This is a genomic window from Methylobacterium sp. Leaf123 (assembly GCF_001423405.1).
GTDB lineage: Bacteria > Pseudomonadota > Alphaproteobacteria > Rhizobiales > Beijerinckiaceae > Methylobacterium.
The window spans coordinates 1-18,183 of sequence record NZ_LMNS01000040.1 but is presented as its reverse complement, the minus strand read 5'-3'; the positions used below and the strand labels follow the sequence as shown (position 1 = coordinate 18,183).

Genomic DNA, 18,183 nt, shown 5'->3' with positions numbered 1-18,183 from the left:
CGATGACCGCGGTTGCCGCAAGGCAATGAGCGACGGCTCAGCGGGACGGCTCGGCCGCGACCTCGCCCCAGCCCGGCAGCGGGAAAGCCCGGTCGTAGGCCAGATTGAAGAGGAAGGCGTAGGCCACGTAGAAAGCCGCGATCGCGAGATCCATGACGAAGGCCTCTGCGAGGCCGATGCCGAGATACCAAGCGATCGGCGGCAGCAGGATCACGAGCAGCCCGGCCTCGAACAGCACGGCGTGGCCCACTCGCAGGGGTAGGCTCTTCTTCGTGTGCCCGGCCAGCCGCTGCATCGTGCGATCGAAGCCGAGATTGTAGGCGTAGTTCCACGCGGTCGCGGTGATGGCGCTGCCCACGCCGATCACTCCCATCTGGGAGGCGTGCAGGCCGAACAGCACCGTTCCGAACGGGATGATGAGCGCGAGGCCGAACAGCTCGAACAGGAGGGCGTGGCGGATACGGTCGCGGGTGGTGCGCATGGATAGGCTCGGAGGATCTGGGTTGGTCCGCCGCCTTCTATCTGCGATACCCCGGATGCCAAGTTGGAACGTATCTGGAAACCAGATGGATGTCCGTTTCACTCGACCAACTCCAGGCCTTCGTCGCAGCGGCCGAGGCCGGGTCCTTCTCGGGCGCCGCCCGCGTGCTGCGAAAGGCGCAATCGGCCGTCAGCACGCAGGTGGCCAATCTCGAGGCCGATCTGGGGCTGGCGCTGTTCAACCGGACGGGCCGGAATCCGGTGCTCACCCCGGCGGGGAAGCGGCTGCTCTCGGAAGCGCGGGTGGTGCTCGACCGGCGCGAGCACCTGATCGGCGTGGCGAGCAGTCTGGAGCAGCGGGTGGAGAACCGGCTGGTCGTCGCCATCGACGAACTCTACCCCGAACACGCCCTCGGCGCCCTCTTCGCCGATTTCGCCCAGGCCTTCCCCTTCGTGGAACTGGAGCTGCTCTTCCCGCTGATGGAGGATGTCAGCCGCATGGTGCAGTCGGGTGCTGCCGACCTCGGCGTGATGTGGCGCCAGGAGATCCTCCCGACGGAACTCGGCTTCCAGACCATCGGCTGGGTGCCGCTCAAGCTCGTCTGCGGGCGCGACCATCCGCTCGCCAAGGCGCGGGTGGAGTGGGAGGAGTTGAAGCGCCACCGCCAGATTCTCGTCGCGGCGCGCGGCGACGGGCCGGAAAAGCGCCGTCTGCGGGTGGCGGCCGAGGTGTGGTGGGTGGAGAGCCACTGGGTGATCCTGGAGATGGTGAAGCACGGGATCGGCTGGGCTTTCGTCACCGATCACGTCATCGCCTCGTCCCTCACCGCGCCGGACCTCGTCACGCCGGACCTGCAATTCGACAAGGGCGATTGGCCCATCGCCCTGGAACTGGTCTGGCACAAGCAGCGGCCCTGCGGCCCCGCCGCCGCATGGCTGCGTGAGCGCTTCGCGGCGGAGCGAATCGGCAGCGTGTCGCAAGGCGACCGGACAGGCTGAGCGGCGGGTTTCGCAAGGCGGCGGTGAGCGGTGCCGCTCACATTCCTTTTGGGCCGACGCGCTTACGCGACCCGGACGCGGTTCCGGCCGTCGGTCTTGGCGTCGTAGAGCGCCTTGTCGGCGCGCTCCAGGCTCTCGCTCAACGCCTCGCCGGCTCGGAGCATCGCGACACCGATGCTCACCGTGATCGGGACGGCCGATCCGTTCCAGGGGACGGGCACGCCGCCGACCGCGCGGCGCAGGCGCTCGGCGAGATAGGTCGTCGCGTTGTGATCGTGTCCGGGCAGCACGATCCCGAACTCCTCGCCGCCCAACCGCGCGAGATGGCCGCCCTCGGGCAGGAGTGCCGTCGCCCGCGCGGCGAAGTCGCGCAAAACCGCGTCGCCTGCGGCATGCCCGTACCGGTCGTTGACCGTTTTGAAATGGTCGAGATCCGCGATGATGATACCGGCCTCGGTCACCCCATCGGTCTCGGCCGCGAGGCCCTGCCGGTTCAGCGCGCCCGTCAACGCATCCGTCCGCGCCATCCGCGCGACGGCGGCATAGGCCCGCTCCGCCTCCAGGGCGAGAATCGCCGTGGTCAGGAGGATGGAGGTGATGTGATCGACGATGAAGATCGCGATGACGGACAGGCGGACCGACGCCTCGGACACCGGCAGCAGGGGCAGGCCGATCACGAGCGCGATCGCGAGCAGGGCCCCGGCGATCAGGTGGCGCAGCGGGGCTCGCCGCGGTGAGCTTTGGAACACGTAAACTGCCGCCGCAGCCTCGTGGATGGCATAGGCGATCGTGCTGCCGGCATTGACCGCAGCGGGGCTGGCGCCCGCGAGCGTGAGCCCGAGATGCGTGGCCGTGGGGAACAGGAACAGGCCGATCATCGGCCCCGTCACCGCCGGGCGCCCGTCGAACAGCCGGAGCCCGATCCAGAAGGTCGCCCCGGCGAGCGACCAGCCGAACGGCGACCAGATGCTGCCGTAAGAGCCGAAATCCACGAACCACACGGCCATGGCCGCGCAGACGGCGTAGCTCACCCCGAAGCAGAGGAAATAGGTCTTCTGCCGGTGCAGCAGCCAGGCGCAGAGGAAGATCGCGGCGCAGGCGCCGAACACGAGGAAGTCGGTGAATTGCAGGGTGGGAACCGACAAGTCCGTCACCGCCCCGCCCCTCCCTGCTGCAGGCGGCCATCTTGGCCCCATTGCGTGAAAGGTTCCCTTCGCTGTGCGGCCTCTTCGATGGTGTGGTTAAGAAAGGATTGACGCCCGGTCCGCAACGGCAAGGGCGCAGGTGGCGCCCGCGCTGGCGATGCGGGGCAGGAGGAGGCGTGCGGCCGGGCCGGCGCAGGCCAAAGCCGCCGCTTCCGCCACCGAGCCGACGCCGCGGCTCGCCTCGATCCGGTGCGAGCGGGTCACGACCCGCGCGTCCACCGCCATCAGGGCCGCCGCATCAAGCGCGGTGGGCGTGAGGCCGAAGACGGCGGCGGCCTCGCGGACCGCCGGTTCACCGGCCCGGTCCGCGGCGGTGGCGATGGCGGCAAGCTGTTCGGATGCGAGCCCGGCCTCGGCCAGCGCCCGGTTCAGCAGCGCGACGATCTCCGCGGCTGTCGTCGCTTGGCGGAAGCCGATGCCGGCGACGAGGCGGGGCGGAGTCACGGCTTCGTCCAGACCCATTGCGTGATCGGCATGGCCGGGCGCCAGCCGGTGAGGCCGCCGACCGGCACGGCGTGGGCGACCGAGAGCCGGCGCAGGGCGCCGCCGGCCTCGCTAAAGGCCGCGAGCAGGGCGGCCTCGCCCTCCAGGGTAACGGCGTTGGCGACGCAGCGGCCATCCTGCGGAAGCGCATCGCGGCACGCGGTGAGCAGGCCGGGCTCGGCGACGCCGCCCCCGACGAAGACGGCCCGAGGGGAGGGGAGGGCGGGCAGCGACGCGAGTGAGCCGCCGACAACGACCTGCACGCGGGGCGCGACGCCGAGCGCCCGCGCGTTGCGGGCGATCCGCTCGGCCCGGTCCGGGCGGCGCTCCACCGCGACGGCGCGGTTGGCGGGATGGCGCAGGCACCATTCGATCGAGACCGAGCCGGCGCCGGCTCCGAGATCCCACAGGGTCTCGCCGGCCCGCGGGCGCAGGGCCGCGAGTGTCACCGCGCGGATCTCGGCCTTGGTGAGTTGGCCGTCATTCTCGAACCACGCATCGTCGAGGCCGGGGCTCAGCGGCACGATCCGCGCGCCGGGGGCGGCTTCCACCGCGACCGCGACGGTGTTGAGAGCGGCGATCTCGCTCAGGTCGAAGTTTTGCGCGCGCGCCGCGCGCACCCGTTCGTTCGGGCCGCCCATCGCTTCGAGCACGGTGAGCCGCGAACCCCCGAACCCGCGCTCGGCGAGCAGCGCGGCGACGGCCGCAGGCGTCGCGCCGTCCCAGGACAGGGTGAGAATACGGGCACCGGGTTGGAGATGCGGCACGATGCCGAAAAGGTCGCGCCCGTGCAGCGTGAGGCAGGCGGTCTCGGGCAGCGACCAGCCGAGCCGGGCCGCGGCGAGGCTGAAGGCGGAGGGCTGCGGGAAGGCGCGGATCTCCTGCGCCGGCACCAGCCGGGCGAGTTCGGCGCCGATGCCGTAATGGAACGGGTCGCCGGTGGCGAGGATGCAGGTCGGCCGGCCGCGCCGGGCCAGGATTCCGGGATAGGCCGTGTCGATCGGGCTCGGCCAGGGCCGGGTCTCGGCGGCCAGCGGCGCGGCCAGCGCGAGATGGCGGCGCCCGCCATAGACCAACTCCGCCGCGTCGAGGGCGGCGGCGGCGGCCGGCGAGAGGCCCGCCCGCCCGTCCTCGCCGATGCCGACGATGGCGAGCCAGGGGGCGTGATCGGGCTCACGGGACGGTGCCGTCATGGCAGCGGCTGCCGCAGGGTCGATGGCATGCAAAAAAGTCCGCGATGACGGGAGCCGTCTCGCGGACTTCGTTACGCGCCCCCGGTCGGATCGGCCAGGGGGCTGGGATCGGCCGGCGCCTCAGCCCACCGCCGGGCGGACGGCGAGCGGCGCGGCCATCTCCGGCACGGCCGGGCCGGGCACGCCGAGATAGGCGCGGCGGGCGGGCTTGAGCACGAACCACGCGAGTGCCGCCACGACGAGGTCGAGGCCGATGGCGATGCCGAAGACCGGCACCCAGCTTCCGACCGCGTCGTGGATCAGCGCGGCGACGGGGCCGCCCAGCAGCGAGCCGACGCCCTGGGCCATGTAGAGGAAGCCGTAGTTGGTGGTCGCGTGCTTCGTGCCGAAGGTGTCGGTGAGGGTGGAGGGGAACAGCGAGAAGATCTCGCCCCAGGCGAAGAACACGACGCCCGAGAGCAGGGCGAAGGCGTAGGCGTTCTCACGGAACATCAGCAGCAGGCCGATGGCGACGGCTTCGAGCGCGAAGGCCACCGCCATGGTGTTCTCGCGGCCGACATGGTCCGAGACCCAGCCGAAGAAGGGTCGCGTCAGGCCGTTGGTGATGCGGTCGAAGGTAAGCGCGAAGGGGAGGGCGGCAAAGCCGAACACCATGGCGTCGGCGACGCCGAACTCCTTGGCGAAGGCGGAGAACTGCGCGACGACCATCAGGCCGCCGGTCGACATCATCGCCATCATGGCGAACATCAGCCAGAACAGCGGGGTCTTCAGCATCTGAGCCGGGGCCACGTCGCGGGCGGCGCTCGCCACCTTGTCGGCGGGGATGGCGGGGGTCTCGCGGGCCTTCGGGGTGCGCAGGCCGAGCGCGGCGGCGACACCGATCACGGCCATGACCGCGCCGAACACGAAGAGCGTGTGGCGATAGCCCGAGGCGGCGATCATGTCGGTGATGGGGAAGGTCGTGGCGATGGCGCCCATGCCGTAGCCCGCCGCCACGACGCCGGCCGCGAAGCCGCGCCGCTCGGGAAACCAGCGCACCATCAGCCCGACCACGCCGACATAGACGATGCCGGTGCCGAGGCCGCAAAGCAGGCCGTAGGTCGCGTAGAGGCCCCACAGCGTGTCGGTGTAGGAGGCCGCGACCCAGCCCAGCCCCGACAGGGCGGCGCCGAGGGCGATCATCGCCTTCGCGCTGAAGCGCTCGATCAGCCAGCCCTGCACCGGCGAGAAGAAGGTCTGGAGCACGATCAGCATCGTGAAGGCGACCTGCACGGCGGCGAGACTCGCGCCGGTGGTCGCCTGGAACGGCTTCACGAACAGCGTCCAGACATATTGCGGACTGGAGATCGTCATCATGACGAGGAGACCGAGGCCGAGCTGGATCCACCGCGTCCGATCGGAAATTGTATGCATCATTCACTCCCTTGCGGCGCCGGGGCTAGGCAAGGGATGTGCCAGGAGCAAACTTCAGGTTCGTGCGGTGACGAGCCAGCAGGCCGCACCGAGTTCGACGGGGCTGGCCCCGAAGCGATCGGTGAAAAGCTCCGTAATGATGTTCAAGGCAGCATCCTTCACGGCCGGCTCCCGCTCGCGCAGCAGGCGGGCGATAGGGCCGCGGGTCGCTACGAAGTCGGCTGCTGCCTCAGGGGTGTCGCCGACCCGCATCATCCGATCCACCGGCTCGCATTCGATGGTGTGAAAACCGGCTGCCTCAAGAATAGGCAGAAGCGTTTCCGGTGCGGCAAACCGGAAGGGGCCCGGCGCGCCCGGCTCCGGTGCCTCGGTCTCGGGCAGGATCGGCAGCACCGCGTCCCGCGCCAGCGTGACCCAGGCGTTCTCCGCCATGCTGCGCCAGCAGAGGAAGGTCATCCGCCCGCCCGCCACGAGGGAGCTGCGGATATTGGTGAAGGCGGCGACGGAAGCCTCGAAGAACATCACGCCGAAGCGCGAGAGCGCGTGATCGAAGCGGGCGCTGAAGGCGTGGTCCTGGGCGTCGGCCCGGAGCCAGTCGATCGGGGCGGCGCCCGGCGCCTCCCGTGCCGCCCGCTCGCGGCCGACGGCCAGCAGCGGCTCGGACAGGTCGGCCGCGGTGACGTGGCCGTCGCTGCCGACCTGCCGCGCGGCGCGGAGCGCGGTGTCGCCCGCCCCGCAGCCGATATCGAGCACGCGGGCACCGGGCGCGAGGGCGGCGCGGGCGAACAGCGCCTCGGTGAAGGGCGCGAAGGCGGTGTCGAGCGCCTCGTGGTAGAGGGCCCAGCGCTGCCCGACCTCGCCGTTCCAGTAGTCGCTCTGGTCCTGGTTCAGATGGCTCATCGTCGATCCCCTCATTTCGATTCCGCGGCCAGTGCCTCGAAGGCGGTCGCCACCGCAACGGCGCCCGGATCGGGATGGCCCTTGAGGTCGCTGCCGGCGAGGTAGCTGGAGCGGCCGGTGGCGGCCCGCTCCATCCCGGCGGTCGCCTCGGCGCCCGCGCGGGCCGCCCGCGCCGCCGCGTCGAGGCCCGAGGCGGCCAGCGCCGCGATTGCCGGAATCGCCGCGTCGAGCATGGTGCGGTCGCCGGGGCCGGCGCCGCCAACTTCGCGCACCCGCGCGACGCCCGCGGCGCAGGCGGCCGGCCAGTCCGCGCCCGTGGCGAGCGCCGCGCCGGCGGCGGCGAAGAATATTGAGAGCAGCACGCCGCTCGATCCGCCCGTGGCGCGCCCGAGGCGCTCGCCCAGCGCCCGGCACAGGGCGGCGGGCTCAGCTTGGGGCAGCCGGTCGAGATCGGCCAGCACGGCGCGGGCGCCCTCGGCGAAGGTCGAGCCGGTATCGCCGTCACCCACCCGTGCATCGAGGGCGTTGAGCGAGGCTTCCGCCGCGATCAGGGCCCGACCCACCGCCTCGATCCGCGCGGCGACGACCGCATCCCGCGAAGGCGTCGGTGCCGGTCCACCGGCGAGCCCCTCCGGCAGCGGCCGGACGATCGGCTCGCGCAAGGTCCGTGCGCGCGGCCAGGCGGCGACCGGGGTCTCGGCGAGAAGGGCGGCCTCGATTGTCTCGTCCAGGGCCAGGAAGCTGAGGGAGGCGCCGTGCATGTTGAGCGCAGTCATGACCGGGGCGGGGCCAAGGAGCAGCCGCACCCGCTGGCCGAGATCGGTCGCGAGCACCGCCTTCGTCAGCACCGCCATCTCCAGGGCCGTGGTCGAGCCGAGATTGTTGACGAGGAGGGCCAGCCGGTCGGCCCCCGCGATGGGCGCGGGGAAGCGCGCGGTCATGCGCGCGGCGAGCGCGTCGGCGCGGGGCAGGTCGATGCGCTCGATGCCGGGTTCGCCGTGAATGCCGAGGCCGAGTTCCGCCTGACCTTCGGCCAAGCGCGGCTCCGGTTTCGCGCCGGGGATCGTCGCAGTGGAGACGGCGATGCCGAGGGTGCGCACCGCGCCGGCCGTGCGCCGGGCCAACGCCGCCACCTCTTCGAGCGGCGCGCCGGAGGCGGCGGCGTGGCCCGCGGTCTTATGGACGAAGAGCGTGCCGGCGAGCCCCCGCGGCCGGGCCGCGTCGGGGAGGGCGATGTCGTCGGCGACCAGCACGGTCTCGACCCGGCGGCCGAGCGCCCGGGCGCGCTCGGCGGCGAGGCCGAAATTCAGGCGGTCGCCGGCATAGTTCTTCACGATGAGGACGCAGCCGGCCTCGCCCGTCACCGCCAGGATGCCGGCGAGCACGGCCTCGACGGAGGGCGAGGCGAAGACGTCGCCGCACACCGCCGCCGCGAGCAGCCCCGGCCCGACGAAGCCGGCATGGGCCGGCTCGTGCCCCGAACCACCGCCGGAGACGACGGCGACTTGGCCCGGCTCGGGCTCGGCCCGCAGCACGACGCGGATCTCGGGGTAGCCGTCGAGCCGTGCCAGCGCTCCGCCGCTGCCCGCGACGAGCCCGTCGATGGCATCGGTGACGAGCCCGGCGCGGTCGTTGATGAAGTGGGCCAAGGATCGCACCTCCCGTCACGCCCGCTTGTCAGGCGGGCCTTTGCGCGGAGGGTACCGCCCATGCTGAGCGGGGCAAGCCGCCTTTCAGCTCAGAGCCCCGCCGCGCCGCCGTCGGAACGCGGATCGTGCGTCGCCTCGATCCGCCCGTTCTTGCGGTGGCGCACCAGCATGCCGGCATGTCCCAGCGAGTCGATATAGGCGCCGCCCAACTCCTCGATGTCGTGGCCCAGGCGCCGGAGCGCCGCGATGCAGGCCGGATCGAAGCGGTCCTCGACCTTCACGCTCAGCGACTCCGCGCCCCAGGTGCGGCCGTAGAGCAGGCGCGGCGCGTCCACCGCATCGGCCACCGACATCCCGTAATCGGCGTAGCGGGTGAAGATCTGCGCCTGGAACTGCGGCTGCCCGTCGCCGCCCATGGAGCCGTAGGACATCACCCTTCCGTCGTCGAAGGCGGCGAGGGCCGGGATCAGGGTGTGGAACGGGCGCCGGCCCGGCTCCAGCGGGTTCACCGCGTTCGCATCGAGCGAGAACGACATGCCGCGGTTCTGCCAGCAGATGCCGGTGGTCGGCAGCACCGTGCCGGAGCCGTATTCCCAATAGACCGACTGGATGAAGGAGACGGCCATGCCCTCGTTGTCGATGGCGCCCATCCAGACGGTGTCGCCCTCGCCCGAGCGCACCGGGATGCTCGCCGCACGGCGCATGTCGATCAGGGCGGCCTCGCGGTCGAGGCGCTTCGGATCGAGGAAGGCGGCCGGGTCGCCCGTGAGGCGGTCGAAATCGGTGACGAAGCGGTCGCGGATGGCGAAGGCGCGCTTCGTCGCCTCGATCAGCCCGTGATAATGCGCGGTGGTCTCCGGCTCGGCGATGTTCAGCCGGTCGAAGAGGCCGAGGATGATCAGCGCCGCGAGACCCTGGGTCGGCGGCGGGAAGTTGTAGAGCGTGGCGTCGCGCCGCCGCAGGGTCAGCGGGGCCCGCTCCTTGGCCGCGTAGGCCTTCAGATCCTCGCGGCTGACGGGGGCGCCTAGGCGTTCCAGGTCGCTGGCGATCTCGCGGCCGATATCGCCCCGGTAGAAGTCGTCGAGCCCGGCATGGACGAGCTGGGCCAGGGTATCGGCGAGCTTGGGCTGCGCCCGGATCGCGCCGGCCGCGTAGGGCTTGCCGTCATCGAGATAGGTCGCGGCGAAATTCGGCGCGTCGTGGAGCGTGTCGAGTTCCTTCGGGACGTAGCGCGCTTCCGAGGCCGAGACCGGGCAGCCGGCGCGGGCGTGGCGGATGGCGTCGGCGAGGATCGCGTCGAGGGGGAGCCGGCCGCCGAAGGCGCGCGACATGTCCAGGGCGAGGCGCCAGCCGCCGACGGTGCCGGCGACCGTCACCGCCGCGTCGGGGCCGCGGGACGGGATCGCGTCGAGCTCCTTCTCCCGGTAGCGGGCGCGGGTCGCGAGCCGGCCGGCCGGACCGCAGGCCTCGATGCCGCGCACGCGGCCGTTCCGCTCGCGGATCAGCCAGAAGCCGTCGCCGCCAATGCCGTTCATATGCGGGTAGACCACCGCGATGGCGGCGGCCATGGCCACCATCGCCTCGATGGCGTTGCCGCCCTGCGCCAGCACATTCTGCCCGGCCGAAGCCGCCAGCGCATGAGGGGCGGCGACGGCCGCATGGGCGAAGACGGGCGTGTCGGGCATGACGGACTCTGACGAAACCTGAGGTCGGACGGGCCGAGAGGCTCGATCAGGACCACGCGTCGGCGCGAAGGGCAACTGCCGCGCTCCCCGCCACCGCGCACCCCCGGCATTCCGCGATCGCGCGACCGGTTTCCGTAGGGTCGCAGACGGCTTCGGATGCGCGCTGAGGGTGCGTCCGCGCGGGGCGGATTCCCACGACTCCGCAATGGTTCCAGGCGGCGTCTCTGCTTTTTGCAAATGTTGCAGAAAAGGAACTGCGCCGATGCGGGCGAGATGACATGGTCGTCCTCGCGAATCGGCAGGTATCTCCGCACATGAAGCAGAACGAACGGGCGATCCTTCAGGATCGCGTGAGAACACTTGTCTTGCGCCATGCTTTGGAAGCCACGCTACAGCGGTTGGCTCATCTTTCCGGCACGAGTGCCGAGGAAGAACTGTTGAGGCTCGAGCATTCCATTGTTGTCGCGACGCGCCGCGTCGGCGACGTTCCGGGCAATCTGCAGCTCGCCGCCCTGGTCGCCGTCGAGGACGCGGTGGTGGCCATCCGCACGGCGTTCGACACCGTGCACCAGCGCATCGAGGCCGTGCCGTCCGTGAACACGGCATCGCCGACGGCTTTGGCGGCCTGAAACGCGACAATTTCGCCGCGGGCGTGTGCCCGCGGCGATTGAATTGCCGTCGCGCCATGGGCATATCGCCCCCGCTTTTTCGCGTGTTCCTCCGAACACCCGCCGCATGGGCGCGGGTGCTCCGGGGTGGCACGCCAGACGGGGAGACAGGCCTTTGAGCGAGACGGTAGAGCGGCACGAATTCGGTGCCGAGGTCGGGCGCCTTTTGGACCTCGTGGTCCACGCGCTCTATTCCGACCGCGAGATTTTCTTGCGCGAGTTGGTGGCCAATGCGGCCGACGCGACCGACCGGCGCCGCTTCGAGGCGCTGACCAACGAGGCCTTGGCGCTCCCCTCCGACGCCCGGGTGCTGATCGCCCCCGACAAGGATGCGCGCACGCTCACGATCTCGGATGCCGGGATCGGCATGAGCAAGGAGGATCTGGCGCAGAACCTCGGCACCATCGCGCGTTCGGGCACGCGTGCCTTCTCGCAGGCGCTCGGCGAGCGGGCGGCGGAGGGCGGCGAGGATCAGCGCCCGAGCCTGATCGGCCAGTTCGGCGTCGGCTTCTACTCCGCCTTCATGGTGGCCGACCGCGTTACCGTCACCTCCCGCCGCGCGGGCAGCGAGGAGACCTGGACCTGGGCCTCGGACGGTAAGGGCAGCTACACCCTGGAGCCGGCGAGCCGCGAGCAGCCCGGCACCGACATCGTGCTGCACATGAAAGAGGACGCCGACGAGTACCTGGAGAGCTACCGGCTCGACCACGTCGTGCGCAAATGGGCCGACAACATCGCCGTGCCGATCGCGATCCGCGATGCGGAGGGCAAGGAGGAGGCGGCCAATCGCGGCACCGCGCTCTGGCGCAAGCCGAAATCCGAGATCACGGAAGAGCAGTACAAGGAGTTCTACCGCACCGTCAGCCACGGCTTCGACGAGCCTTGGGCGACGCTGCACTGGCGGGCCGAGGGCGCGCTCGAATTCACCGGCCTCCTGTTCGTGCCGAGCATGAAGCCGTTCATGCCGATGGAGGATGACCGCCGCTCCAAGGTGCGGCTGCATGTGCGGCGCATGTTTATCACCGACGAGGCCGAGTTGCTGCCGAACTGGCTGCGCTTCGTCCACGGCGTGGTCGACACCGATGACCTGCCGCTCAACGTCTCCCGCGAGATGCTGCAATCGACGCCGACGCTGCAGAAGATCCGTCGCGCCGTCACCACCCGCGTCATCAACGAGCTGTCGAGCCGCTCGAAGAATGCGGAGAAGGCGGACGAGTACCAGAAGTTCTTCGAGAATTTCGGGCCGGTGCTGAAGGAAGGCATCTACGAGGATTTCGAGCGCCGCGCCGAGATAGCACCGCTCCTGCGCTTCCGCTCCTCAACGCAGGAGGGCTGGACCTCGCTGCCCGAATACGTCTCGCGGATGAAGCCGGAGCAGGAGGCGATCTACTACCTCGTCGCCGACGATGTGGAGGCGCTGAAGAACTCCGCCCAGCTCGAAGGTTTCCGCGCCCGCGGCGTGGAGGTTCTGCTGTTGTCCGACCACGTCGATGCGTTCTGGCCGGAGCAGTTGGGCAAGTTCGAGGACAAGCCCCTGCGCTCGGTCACGCAGGGCTCGGCCGACCTCGCGAAGCTCAAGCCCGAGGGTGAGACGGCCGAGGTGGCGCCCGCGCTCGACAAACTCGTCGCCGCCCTCAAGCTCGCGCTGGAGCCGGAGGTCTCCGACGTGCGGACCACCGATCGCCTCGTGGACAGCGCCGTGGTGCTCGCCGCCTCCGGCATGGGGCCGGACCTCCAGATGCAGCGCCTGCTGCGCCGGGCCGGCCGCGGCTTCGGCGGTTCCGCGCCGATCCTGGAGATCAACCCGCGCCACGCCCTGATCCGTTCGCTCAACGAGCGGGCCGAGGCCGGCGAGGATCTGAAGGCCGAAGCCGGCACGCTGCTCGACCTCGCCCGCGTTCAGGACGGCGACACGCCCCGCGATCCGGTAGCCTTTGCCCGTGCCGTCGCGGCGGCGCTGGCGGGCACCGCCGCGAAGCCGGCAGAATCGGCCTGAGGAAAGGACGGGATGCGGGTGATCAGATCCGCGTCCCGTCATCCCGCGGGGGCGAGCCGCAGCGGAAGCGGGCCACGCGCCAGCGGTCGCCATGGGCGTTCTGCCATGCCGCCATCTGCGGCTGGGCCGCCGACAGGCATTGCTGCGGGGTGACGATGTCTTCGTTGAAGCGGTGAACCCGCATGACGCAATGGGTCGGGTTCGCGACCATGCAGGTCAGGAAGTAGAGGCCGTAGAGCATGCGTTGAGGCTCCGTTCTGGCGTAGAACTCTCCTCCCCAGGGCCGCTTCTTCATGTTCCTGCCGACGGCATCGCAATGAGCGTGCCGGATGTTCCCACTCTGGTTGCACGGAGCCTCGGCACCGCTTGCATTTCAGGCCCCGCCAGGTCTCGAGCAAGCCGCACCCGTCAGTCGCCGCAGCGTTGACAGTCCCGCCGCATCCGCGCCAACACCGGGCCATGGCCGCAGACCCTTCGACCGATCCGCAGACCGCCCGTCTCGACCGCACGGTGACATGGAGCGTGATCGCTCTCGTGGCGGCCACCGTGCTGATCGGCGCCCTGGCGCCGCGCGCGGCCCATCCACCCGCTCCAAGCGCCGTTCCGGCATCGGACCCAGCCCGGAATCAGAGCTGCGCCGAGTGGGGCGACGGCTGCAAGGTCTGCCGCCGGATCGGCGAGGAGATCGCCTGTTCCCTGCCGGGCATCGCCTGCACGCCCGGCCCCGAGACCTGCCTGCGCGGTGCCGGGGAGCCGTAACGGGAGCCTCGCCCCGAAAGCAGGTTGTCCGGCCTATCTGGAAGCACGATGCAACCCCCAGAACCGAGGCTCCGCTTCGCCCCGAGCCCGAATGGCCGCCTGCATCTCGGCCACGCCTATTCCGCCCTACTGAACGCCCGCATTGCCCGGACCCTCGGCGGAGACCTGCTCCTGCGGATCGAGGACATCGATCTCGGCCGCGCCCGGCCCGAATTCGTGGCGGGCATCCTGGCCGATCTCGACTGGCTCAGGCTCAGCTTCGACGAACCGATCCGCCGCCAATCCGAGTATTTTTCGGACTACGCCGCGGCGCGCGACGCCTTGGCGGCGCGGGACCTGATCTATCCCTGCTTCTGCTCACGGGGGCGGATCGCGGCAGAGGTCGCGGCCCGCCAAGCGCGAGGCGTCCCGGTTCCGCACGATCCCGATGGCGCCCCGCTCTATCCTGGCACCTGCCGCGCTCTGTCCGCCGACGAGCGACGCGCCCGCATCGAGCGAGGCGAGCCGCATACCTGGCGCCTCGACATGCCGGCCGCACTGCGAACGCTGGCCGATCCACCCCTCGTCCGCCGCTTCTCGCCGGAAGACGGTGCCGAGGAGACGGTCAGGGCCGATCCCGCCCGCTGGGGCGATGCGGTGATCGTCCGGCGCGACGTGCCGACGAGCTACCACCTCTCCGTGGTCTGCGACGACGCGGTGCAGGGGATCACGCATGTCGTGCGCGGGCAGGATCTGGAGGCGGCCACCGACCTGCACGCCCTGCTCCAGCACCTCCTGCGCCTTCCGGCCCCGGCCTATCACCACCATGCGTTGATCCGGGCGGAAGATGGCGAGAAGCTCGCCAAGTCGAAGGGCTCCGAGTCGCTCGCCGATCTGCGCGCCCAGGGCGTCACCGTCGAAGATGTGCGGGCGCGGCTCGGGTTCTGACGGTTGTGTTGATCCAGCGTCTCACGGGGCTTGTGTCGCAGCGACCCATCGGGAATTCGTGGGGAGCGGCGAGCGACCGTGAGGGGGCCGGGCACGATGCGATCGTTTCGTGCGATCTTGATTTTGTCGGCCTGGGCGCTCGCCGCACCCACCCTCGCGCAGGACGCGGACCGCCCCGCCTCATCGGCGAAGGATGCCGCGACGATCGAGGCATGCCTCAAGGGCAAGGAGACATCCGCCCAGCGGTGCGCCTGCATCGGCCGGGTGTCGGGGCCCTGCCAGGAAACGCCTGACGGCTCCGGCACGGTGGGGATGATGACCTGCTTCGACCGGGAGCACACGGTTTGGGATACGCTCCTGAACCGCGCCTACCGCGAGGCCATGGCCAAGTTCGATGAGGACGGCAAAGCGGACCTCAAGGGCGTCCAGCAGACCTGGCTGAAGTTTCGCGCGCAAGCCTGCGAGTGGCCGGGACGTGTCTATCCGGGCGGCACCATCGGCGGTCCGCTCTCGGGCGAGTGCATCATGGATCAGACGGCCCTGCGGGCGCTCGATCTGATGACGATCCGGGATTCGCTCGAGCCAAGGTGAGGATGCGGGCCGTTCTCCGGCCTCACCGCATCGCGTCGCGCTGCGCCATCGCCGTGGCGGTCTTCGATTTCTGCATCGTCGCCTCGGTCTGGTCGCGCTGGCGCTTGAATTCGGCGAGCAGGCGACCGTCGAGTTCGCGACCGCGCGGCACGCGGATCTTCATCGGATCGACGAAGTGCCCGTTGATGATCACCTCGTAGTGCAGGTGCGCGCCGGTGGAGAGGCCGGTCGAGCCGACATAGCCGATCACCTGCCCCTGCCGGACACGGCTGCCCGCGCTGACCCCGCGGGCAAAGCGCGACATGTGGTTGTAGGTCGTGACGTAGCCGTTGATGTGCTGGACCTCGACCCGGCGGCCGTAGCCCGAATCCCATTCCGCCTTGATCACCGTGCCGTTGCCGGCGGCCACGATCGGCGTGCCGATCGGGTTGGCCCAATCGACGCCGGTATGGAGCTTGGCATAGCCGAGGATCGGGTGGCGCCGGTAGCCGAAGCCCGAGCGCATGATGCCGTCGGCGATGGGCTTGCGGATCAGGAACTTCTTCAGCGAGCGGCCCTGTTCGTCGAGATAGTCGATCGAGCCGTCATCCGGTGATTGGAAACGGTAGACCTTGCGCGACTCGCCCCCGAGATTGAGCGCGGCATAGAGCAGTTCCGGCCGCTCGGCGGCGCTGGGGCCGGCTTCCTCGTCGTAGGTGTAGAACAGATCGATCCCGTCGCCCGAAGAGATCCGGCGCTGGAAGTCGATGTCGTAGCTGAAGATCCGGATGATGTCCTCGATCGTCGGGCGCGGCACCTCGTGGCGCGCACCGGTCTCGTAGAGGCTCTGGTAGAGCCGCGGACCGCTGCCCTCATCTTCTTCGTCGTCGTCCGGCGCCTCGGCCTGGGCCTGCTCCCGGTTGCGCCCCCGCGACTCGTCCACCGGCGGCGCCACGGGCACGAAGGCCCCGTGATCGTTGATCGCGGCGATCGCCTGGACGCCGCTCTCGCCGAACAGCACCACGCGGGTCACTTGCCGCCCGTCTCCGGGTTTCGGGCCGGGCGCGAACTGCACGCGGAATTGCTGGCCCTCCGACAGGGCCGCGACCTTGGCCTTCCCGCCGAGCGCGGTGACGATGCCCGCGATCGCCGGATCGGAGGCATGCCCCGTTGCCTTGAGAACGCCGTCGAGGGTCTCCCCGCGCTTGAGCGCGAGGTCACGCTCCTCGACCAGCGGGGCTTCGCCGGCGCGCAGCTCCACCTTGGCGAGCTTCGTCACGTTCTCGGGGACGACGAGCACCTCGATCGACTTGAACGGGCTGTTGTCCTCGCCGAGCTTGCCCTTCCCCTGGCCGTTGGCTTCACCGAACCCGGCGAAGGCCGAGCCGTGCTGCAGGGTGCGCGAAAGCAGGATCTGGGGCGCCAGCGGCAGGGCGGTGCGGCGCCCGGCTTCCGCCGCGAGGCGCCGCTCTTCCTCGATCTGCGCGGTCACGTCCTCGTCCGAGAGCGCGGGGGCGCCGGGATCGACGGCGACCTCGGCGAGGTCGCGTTTCACCACCGTGACTTCGGCGCCCGGTGCGTCCGCGGCGCCGGGATCGGGCGCGCGCTCCTGTGGCTCGTCGGAGACGAACTTCATCGGATCGAAACGCGGGATATCGCTGGCGAACACGCCGGTCGACATCGACAGGTTGGAAGAGATCCGGACGAAGGGCCGGACCTTGATGATCTCCCGCTCGCCGAGACGCACCGTCACCGGGGTGCGAAAGCTCTGCTTGGCCGAGGCGATCATCAGGTTACGGACGAGGCGATCCCCCTTGTGCGCCGAGGCGATCCCGGCCTCCTCGATGGCGGGGGCCTGCGTCTGCGGACGGGGGCCGAGATTCGGCCGATCCGAGACGGCCGCGAGCGACGCATCGCCCTGAAGGGAGACATGGATCGCCGCGCCCATCAGGAGTGCGCCGGTAATGCCGGTGAGCGCGCTGGCACAGAGCCAGCGCAGATTGACGTCGCGCCGGTCGATCTGCCGGGCATCCGCACCGAGCAGGTTCAGCGGCGGTTCGACGCCTCGCGGCAGAGTCGGCGGGCGTTGCTTCGCCGTGGCCGCCGTTCCCCCGATCTTCAGTCGCTCGCGCGTCACGGACTTCCTCTGCGTCGGCGCTTCGGACCGGTTCTCCCGCTCTGTCCTACCAGACTCGCGCGGGGCGAGCGACATGGGACTTCGCGGTACGACGCGCGGCCGACGGGACCGATGTCCGGGGCCAGCATGTCCAGATTGAGGCGGTTGGGCCCCTACTGATGACGGCCTGCAAAGAGGCTGTCGTAAGGCTGTGATGTCGACGTGGTGGGGTGTCGAACTTTCTGCGATTTGGCCGTTGACGCCGGATCGGTCACCCCATAGAAGCTGCCTCACCGACGAGGCGCCGCGGTCCACCGCTTGGTGGCCGAGAGCTTCGAAGGTCTTCGGGATTGTTGGTGAGCGGAGCTGATCCGGGTGACTGGATCGGGCGATCGCTGTCCTTCTGGTTCCGGGGTGTCGGTTGATCCGGGCGCTGTTGGTCTTCGGGATTGTTGGTGAGCGGAGCTGATCCGGGTGACTGGATCGGGCGATCGCTGTCCTTCTRGTTCCGGGGTGTCGGTTGATCCGGGCGCTGTGGCGCTTGACTGGGTCGGTTGACAGAACGGTTCGCCGGMTCTAGACGCYGCGGACYGCYGGCGCCGGGTGAWCCCGCGCTGCGGACTTCATCGCTGAAGSGWGGGCTGGAKGGGCCGGGCAACCGGGCTGCYGRCGCGTCTTTGGCGAAGGGTTRGACCTTMGGGTGTGACCGCTGCTATTTGACAAGTGAATCATACGAGAAAGAGAAACGCGGGCGGCTTGTTTACGTCCTTGCGGGTCTGGCGARAGYCGGACCGTAAGAGATGAAGCTGGACCGACGTTTCGGAAGCTCACCGTTCATTCGTGGAAACGCGGRTGATACGGATGTGAGCACTCCGTTTATGTTGTGATCAGCTGAGATCAACTCTTCAACTTGAGAGTTTGATCCTGGCTCAGAGCGAACGCTGGCGGCAGGCTTAACACATGCAAGTCGAACGGGCAYCTTCGGRTGTCAGTGGCAGACGGGTGAGTAACACGTGGGAACGTACCCTTCGGTTCGGAATAACTCAGGGAAACTTGAGCTAATACCGGATACGCCCTTTTGGGGAAAGGTTTACTGCCGAAGGATCGGCAAGGGCAACCTCGCCAAGTGGCTCAAGAAGG

The 18,183-nt window shown here is 69.9% G+C and carries 16 protein-coding genes and 1 rRNA gene; 7 read left to right on the top strand and 10 right to left on the bottom strand.

The window, feature by feature from the left end; all coding sequences use genetic code 11:
- Window positions 1-37: 37 nt before the first annotated feature.
- Window positions 38-481: a PACE efflux transporter gene (locus ASF53_RS23875; protein WP_056204941.1), complete on the bottom strand. Its 444-nt coding sequence runs from the start codon at window positions 479-481 to the stop codon at window positions 38-40.
- An 89-nt stretch (window positions 482-570) separates the two neighbouring features.
- Here ASF53_RS23875 and ASF53_RS23870 point away from each other — a divergent pair, with 89 nt between their 5' ends.
- On the top strand, window positions 571-1,479 hold the full coding sequence (locus ASF53_RS23870) for a LysR family transcriptional regulator (RefSeq protein WP_056204938.1): 909 nt from the start codon (window positions 571-573) through the stop codon (window positions 1,477-1,479).
- 62 nt (window positions 1,480-1,541) lie between these two features.
- Here ASF53_RS23870 and ASF53_RS23865 read toward each other — a convergent pair whose 3' ends face one another.
- From ASF53_RS23865 to ASF53_RS23835, 7 genes are all read right to left on the bottom strand, one after another.
- The gene (locus ASF53_RS23865; RefSeq protein WP_056204935.1) at window positions 1,542-2,633 is read right to left on the bottom strand and encodes a GGDEF domain-containing protein; all 1,092 of its coding nucleotides are present in this window, start codon (window positions 2,631-2,633) and stop codon (window positions 1,542-1,544) included.
- Between the two features lie 87 nt (window positions 2,634-2,720).
- The gene (locus tag ASF53_RS23860; protein WP_056204931.1) at window positions 2,721-3,146 is read right to left on the bottom strand and encodes a cobalamin biosynthesis protein; all 426 of its coding nucleotides are present in this window, start codon (window positions 3,144-3,146) and stop codon (window positions 2,721-2,723) included.
- The gene (locus tag ASF53_RS23855) at window positions 3,125-4,360 is read right to left on the bottom strand and encodes a bifunctional cobalt-precorrin-7 (C(5))-methyltransferase/cobalt-precorrin-6B (C(15))-methyltransferase (protein ID WP_056204930.1); all 1,236 of its coding nucleotides are present in this window, start codon (window positions 4,358-4,360) and stop codon (window positions 3,125-3,127) included. The genes ASF53_RS23860 and ASF53_RS23855 overlap by 22 nt, the downstream gene beginning before the upstream one ends.
- Window positions 4,361-4,480: 120 nt before the next feature.
- On the bottom strand, window positions 4,481-5,773 hold the full coding sequence (oxlT, locus tag ASF53_RS23850; protein ID WP_056205282.1) for an oxalate/formate MFS antiporter: 1,293 nt from the start codon (window positions 5,771-5,773) through the stop codon (window positions 4,481-4,483).
- Between the two features lie 54 nt (window positions 5,774-5,827).
- A complete protein-coding gene (locus tag ASF53_RS23845) occupies window positions 5,828-6,673 on the bottom strand; it encodes a class I SAM-dependent methyltransferase (protein ID WP_056204920.1) in 846 nt (281 codons plus the stop codon).
- Window positions 6,674-6,684: 11 nt separating this feature from the next.
- A complete protein-coding gene (locus tag ASF53_RS23840) occupies window positions 6,685-8,322 on the bottom strand; it encodes a dihydroxyacetone kinase subunit DhaK (protein ID WP_056204917.1) in 1,638 nt (545 codons plus the stop codon).
- A gap of 89 nt (window positions 8,323-8,411) precedes the next feature.
- A complete protein-coding gene (locus tag ASF53_RS23835) occupies window positions 8,412-10,007 on the bottom strand; it encodes a gamma-glutamyltransferase family protein (protein ID WP_056204914.1) in 1,596 nt (531 codons plus the stop codon).
- Between the two features lie 314 nt (window positions 10,008-10,321).
- Between ASF53_RS23835 and ASF53_RS23830 the strand changes: the two genes are divergently transcribed.
- Both ASF53_RS23830 and htpG read left to right on the top strand, forming a co-directional pair.
- Entirely contained in the window at window positions 10,322-10,636 is a 315-nt protein-coding gene (locus tag ASF53_RS23830; RefSeq protein WP_056205278.1) for a hypothetical protein, read from the top strand.
- A gap of 154 nt (window positions 10,637-10,790) precedes the next feature.
- On the top strand, window positions 10,791-12,671 hold the full coding sequence (gene htpG, locus ASF53_RS23825) for a molecular chaperone HtpG (protein ID WP_056204912.1): 1,881 nt from the start codon (window positions 10,791-10,793) through the stop codon (window positions 12,669-12,671).
- A 22-nt stretch (window positions 12,672-12,693) separates the two neighbouring features.
- Here htpG and ASF53_RS23820 read toward each other — a convergent pair whose 3' ends face one another.
- Window positions 12,694-12,912: a hypothetical protein gene (locus ASF53_RS23820; protein WP_056204910.1), complete on the bottom strand. Its 219-nt coding sequence runs from the start codon at window positions 12,910-12,912 to the stop codon at window positions 12,694-12,696.
- Between the two features lie 218 nt (window positions 12,913-13,130).
- Between ASF53_RS23820 and ASF53_RS23815 the strand changes: the two genes are divergently transcribed.
- The 3 genes from ASF53_RS23815 to ASF53_RS23805 all read left to right on the top strand — a co-directional run bounded on the left by ASF53_RS23815 (window position 13,131) and on the right by ASF53_RS23805 (window position 14,948).
- Window positions 13,131-13,430: a hypothetical protein gene (locus tag ASF53_RS23815; RefSeq protein ID WP_056204905.1), complete on the top strand. Its 300-nt coding sequence runs from the start codon at window positions 13,131-13,133 to the stop codon at window positions 13,428-13,430.
- Window positions 13,431-13,478: 48 nt separating this feature from the next.
- Window positions 13,479-14,357 carry a tRNA glutamyl-Q(34) synthetase GluQRS gene (gluQRS, locus tag ASF53_RS23810; RefSeq protein WP_056204903.1) on the top strand — a complete coding sequence of 293 codons (879 nt, stop codon included), beginning with the start codon at window positions 13,479-13,481 and terminating at the stop codon, window positions 14,355-14,357.
- A 123-nt stretch (window positions 14,358-14,480) separates the two neighbouring features.
- The gene (locus ASF53_RS23805) at window positions 14,481-14,948 is read left to right on the top strand and encodes a lysozyme inhibitor LprI family protein (protein ID WP_286134686.1); all 468 of its coding nucleotides are present in this window, start codon (window positions 14,481-14,483) and stop codon (window positions 14,946-14,948) included.
- Window positions 14,949-14,970: 22 nt separating this feature from the next.
- Here ASF53_RS23805 and ASF53_RS23800 read toward each other — a convergent pair whose 3' ends face one another.
- The gene (locus tag ASF53_RS23800) at window positions 14,971-17,064 is read right to left on the bottom strand and encodes a M23 family metallopeptidase (protein ID WP_056204898.1); all 2,094 of its coding nucleotides are present in this window, start codon (window positions 17,062-17,064) and stop codon (window positions 14,971-14,973) included.
- 885 nt (window positions 17,065-17,949) lie between these two features.
- Here ASF53_RS23800 and ASF53_RS26390 point away from each other — a divergent pair.
- Window positions 17,950-18,183: ribosomal RNA gene (locus tag ASF53_RS26390) — 16S ribosomal RNA — on the top strand; the annotation flags it as partial.

What these genes read in the sequence shown, in the direction of transcription:
- ASF53_RS23855 (WP_056204930.1), bottom strand. Translation starts at nt 4,360, where the DNA reads ATGACGGCACCGTCCCGTGAGCCCGATCACGCCCCCTGGCTCGCCATC.
- oxlT (WP_056205282.1), bottom strand. Translation starts at nt 5,773, where the DNA reads ATGCATACAATTTCCGATCGGACGCGGTGGATCCAGCTCGGCCTCGGT.
- ASF53_RS23815 (WP_056204905.1), top strand. Translation starts at nt 13,131, where the DNA reads ATGGCCGCAGACCCTTCGACCGATCCGCAGACCGCCCGTCTCGACCGC.
- ASF53_RS23860 (WP_056204931.1), bottom strand. Translation starts at nt 3,146, where the DNA reads ATGGGTCTGGACGAAGCCGTGACTCCGCCCCGCCTCGTCGCCGGCATC.
- ASF53_RS23845 (WP_056204920.1), bottom strand. Translation starts at nt 6,673, where the DNA reads ATGAGCCATCTGAACCAGGACCAGAGCGACTACTGGAACGGCGAGGTC.
- ASF53_RS23820 (WP_056204910.1), bottom strand. Translation starts at nt 12,912, where the DNA reads ATGCTCTACGGCCTCTACTTCCTGACCTGCATGGTCGCGAACCCGACC.
- ASF53_RS23835 (WP_056204914.1), bottom strand. Translation starts at nt 10,007, where the DNA reads ATGCCCGACACGCCCGTCTTCGCCCATGCGGCCGTCGCCGCCCCTCAT.
- ASF53_RS23875 (WP_056204941.1), bottom strand. Translation starts at nt 481, where the DNA reads ATGCGCACCACCCGCGACCGTATCCGCCACGCCCTCCTGTTCGAGCTG.
- ASF53_RS23870 (WP_056204938.1), top strand. Translation starts at nt 571, where the DNA reads ATGTCCGTTTCACTCGACCAACTCCAGGCCTTCGTCGCAGCGGCCGAG.
- ASF53_RS23830 (WP_056205278.1), top strand. Translation starts at nt 10,322, where the DNA reads ATGAAGCAGAACGAACGGGCGATCCTTCAGGATCGCGTGAGAACACTT.
- gluQRS (WP_056204903.1), top strand. Translation starts at nt 13,479, where the DNA reads ATGCAACCCCCAGAACCGAGGCTCCGCTTCGCCCCGAGCCCGAATGGC.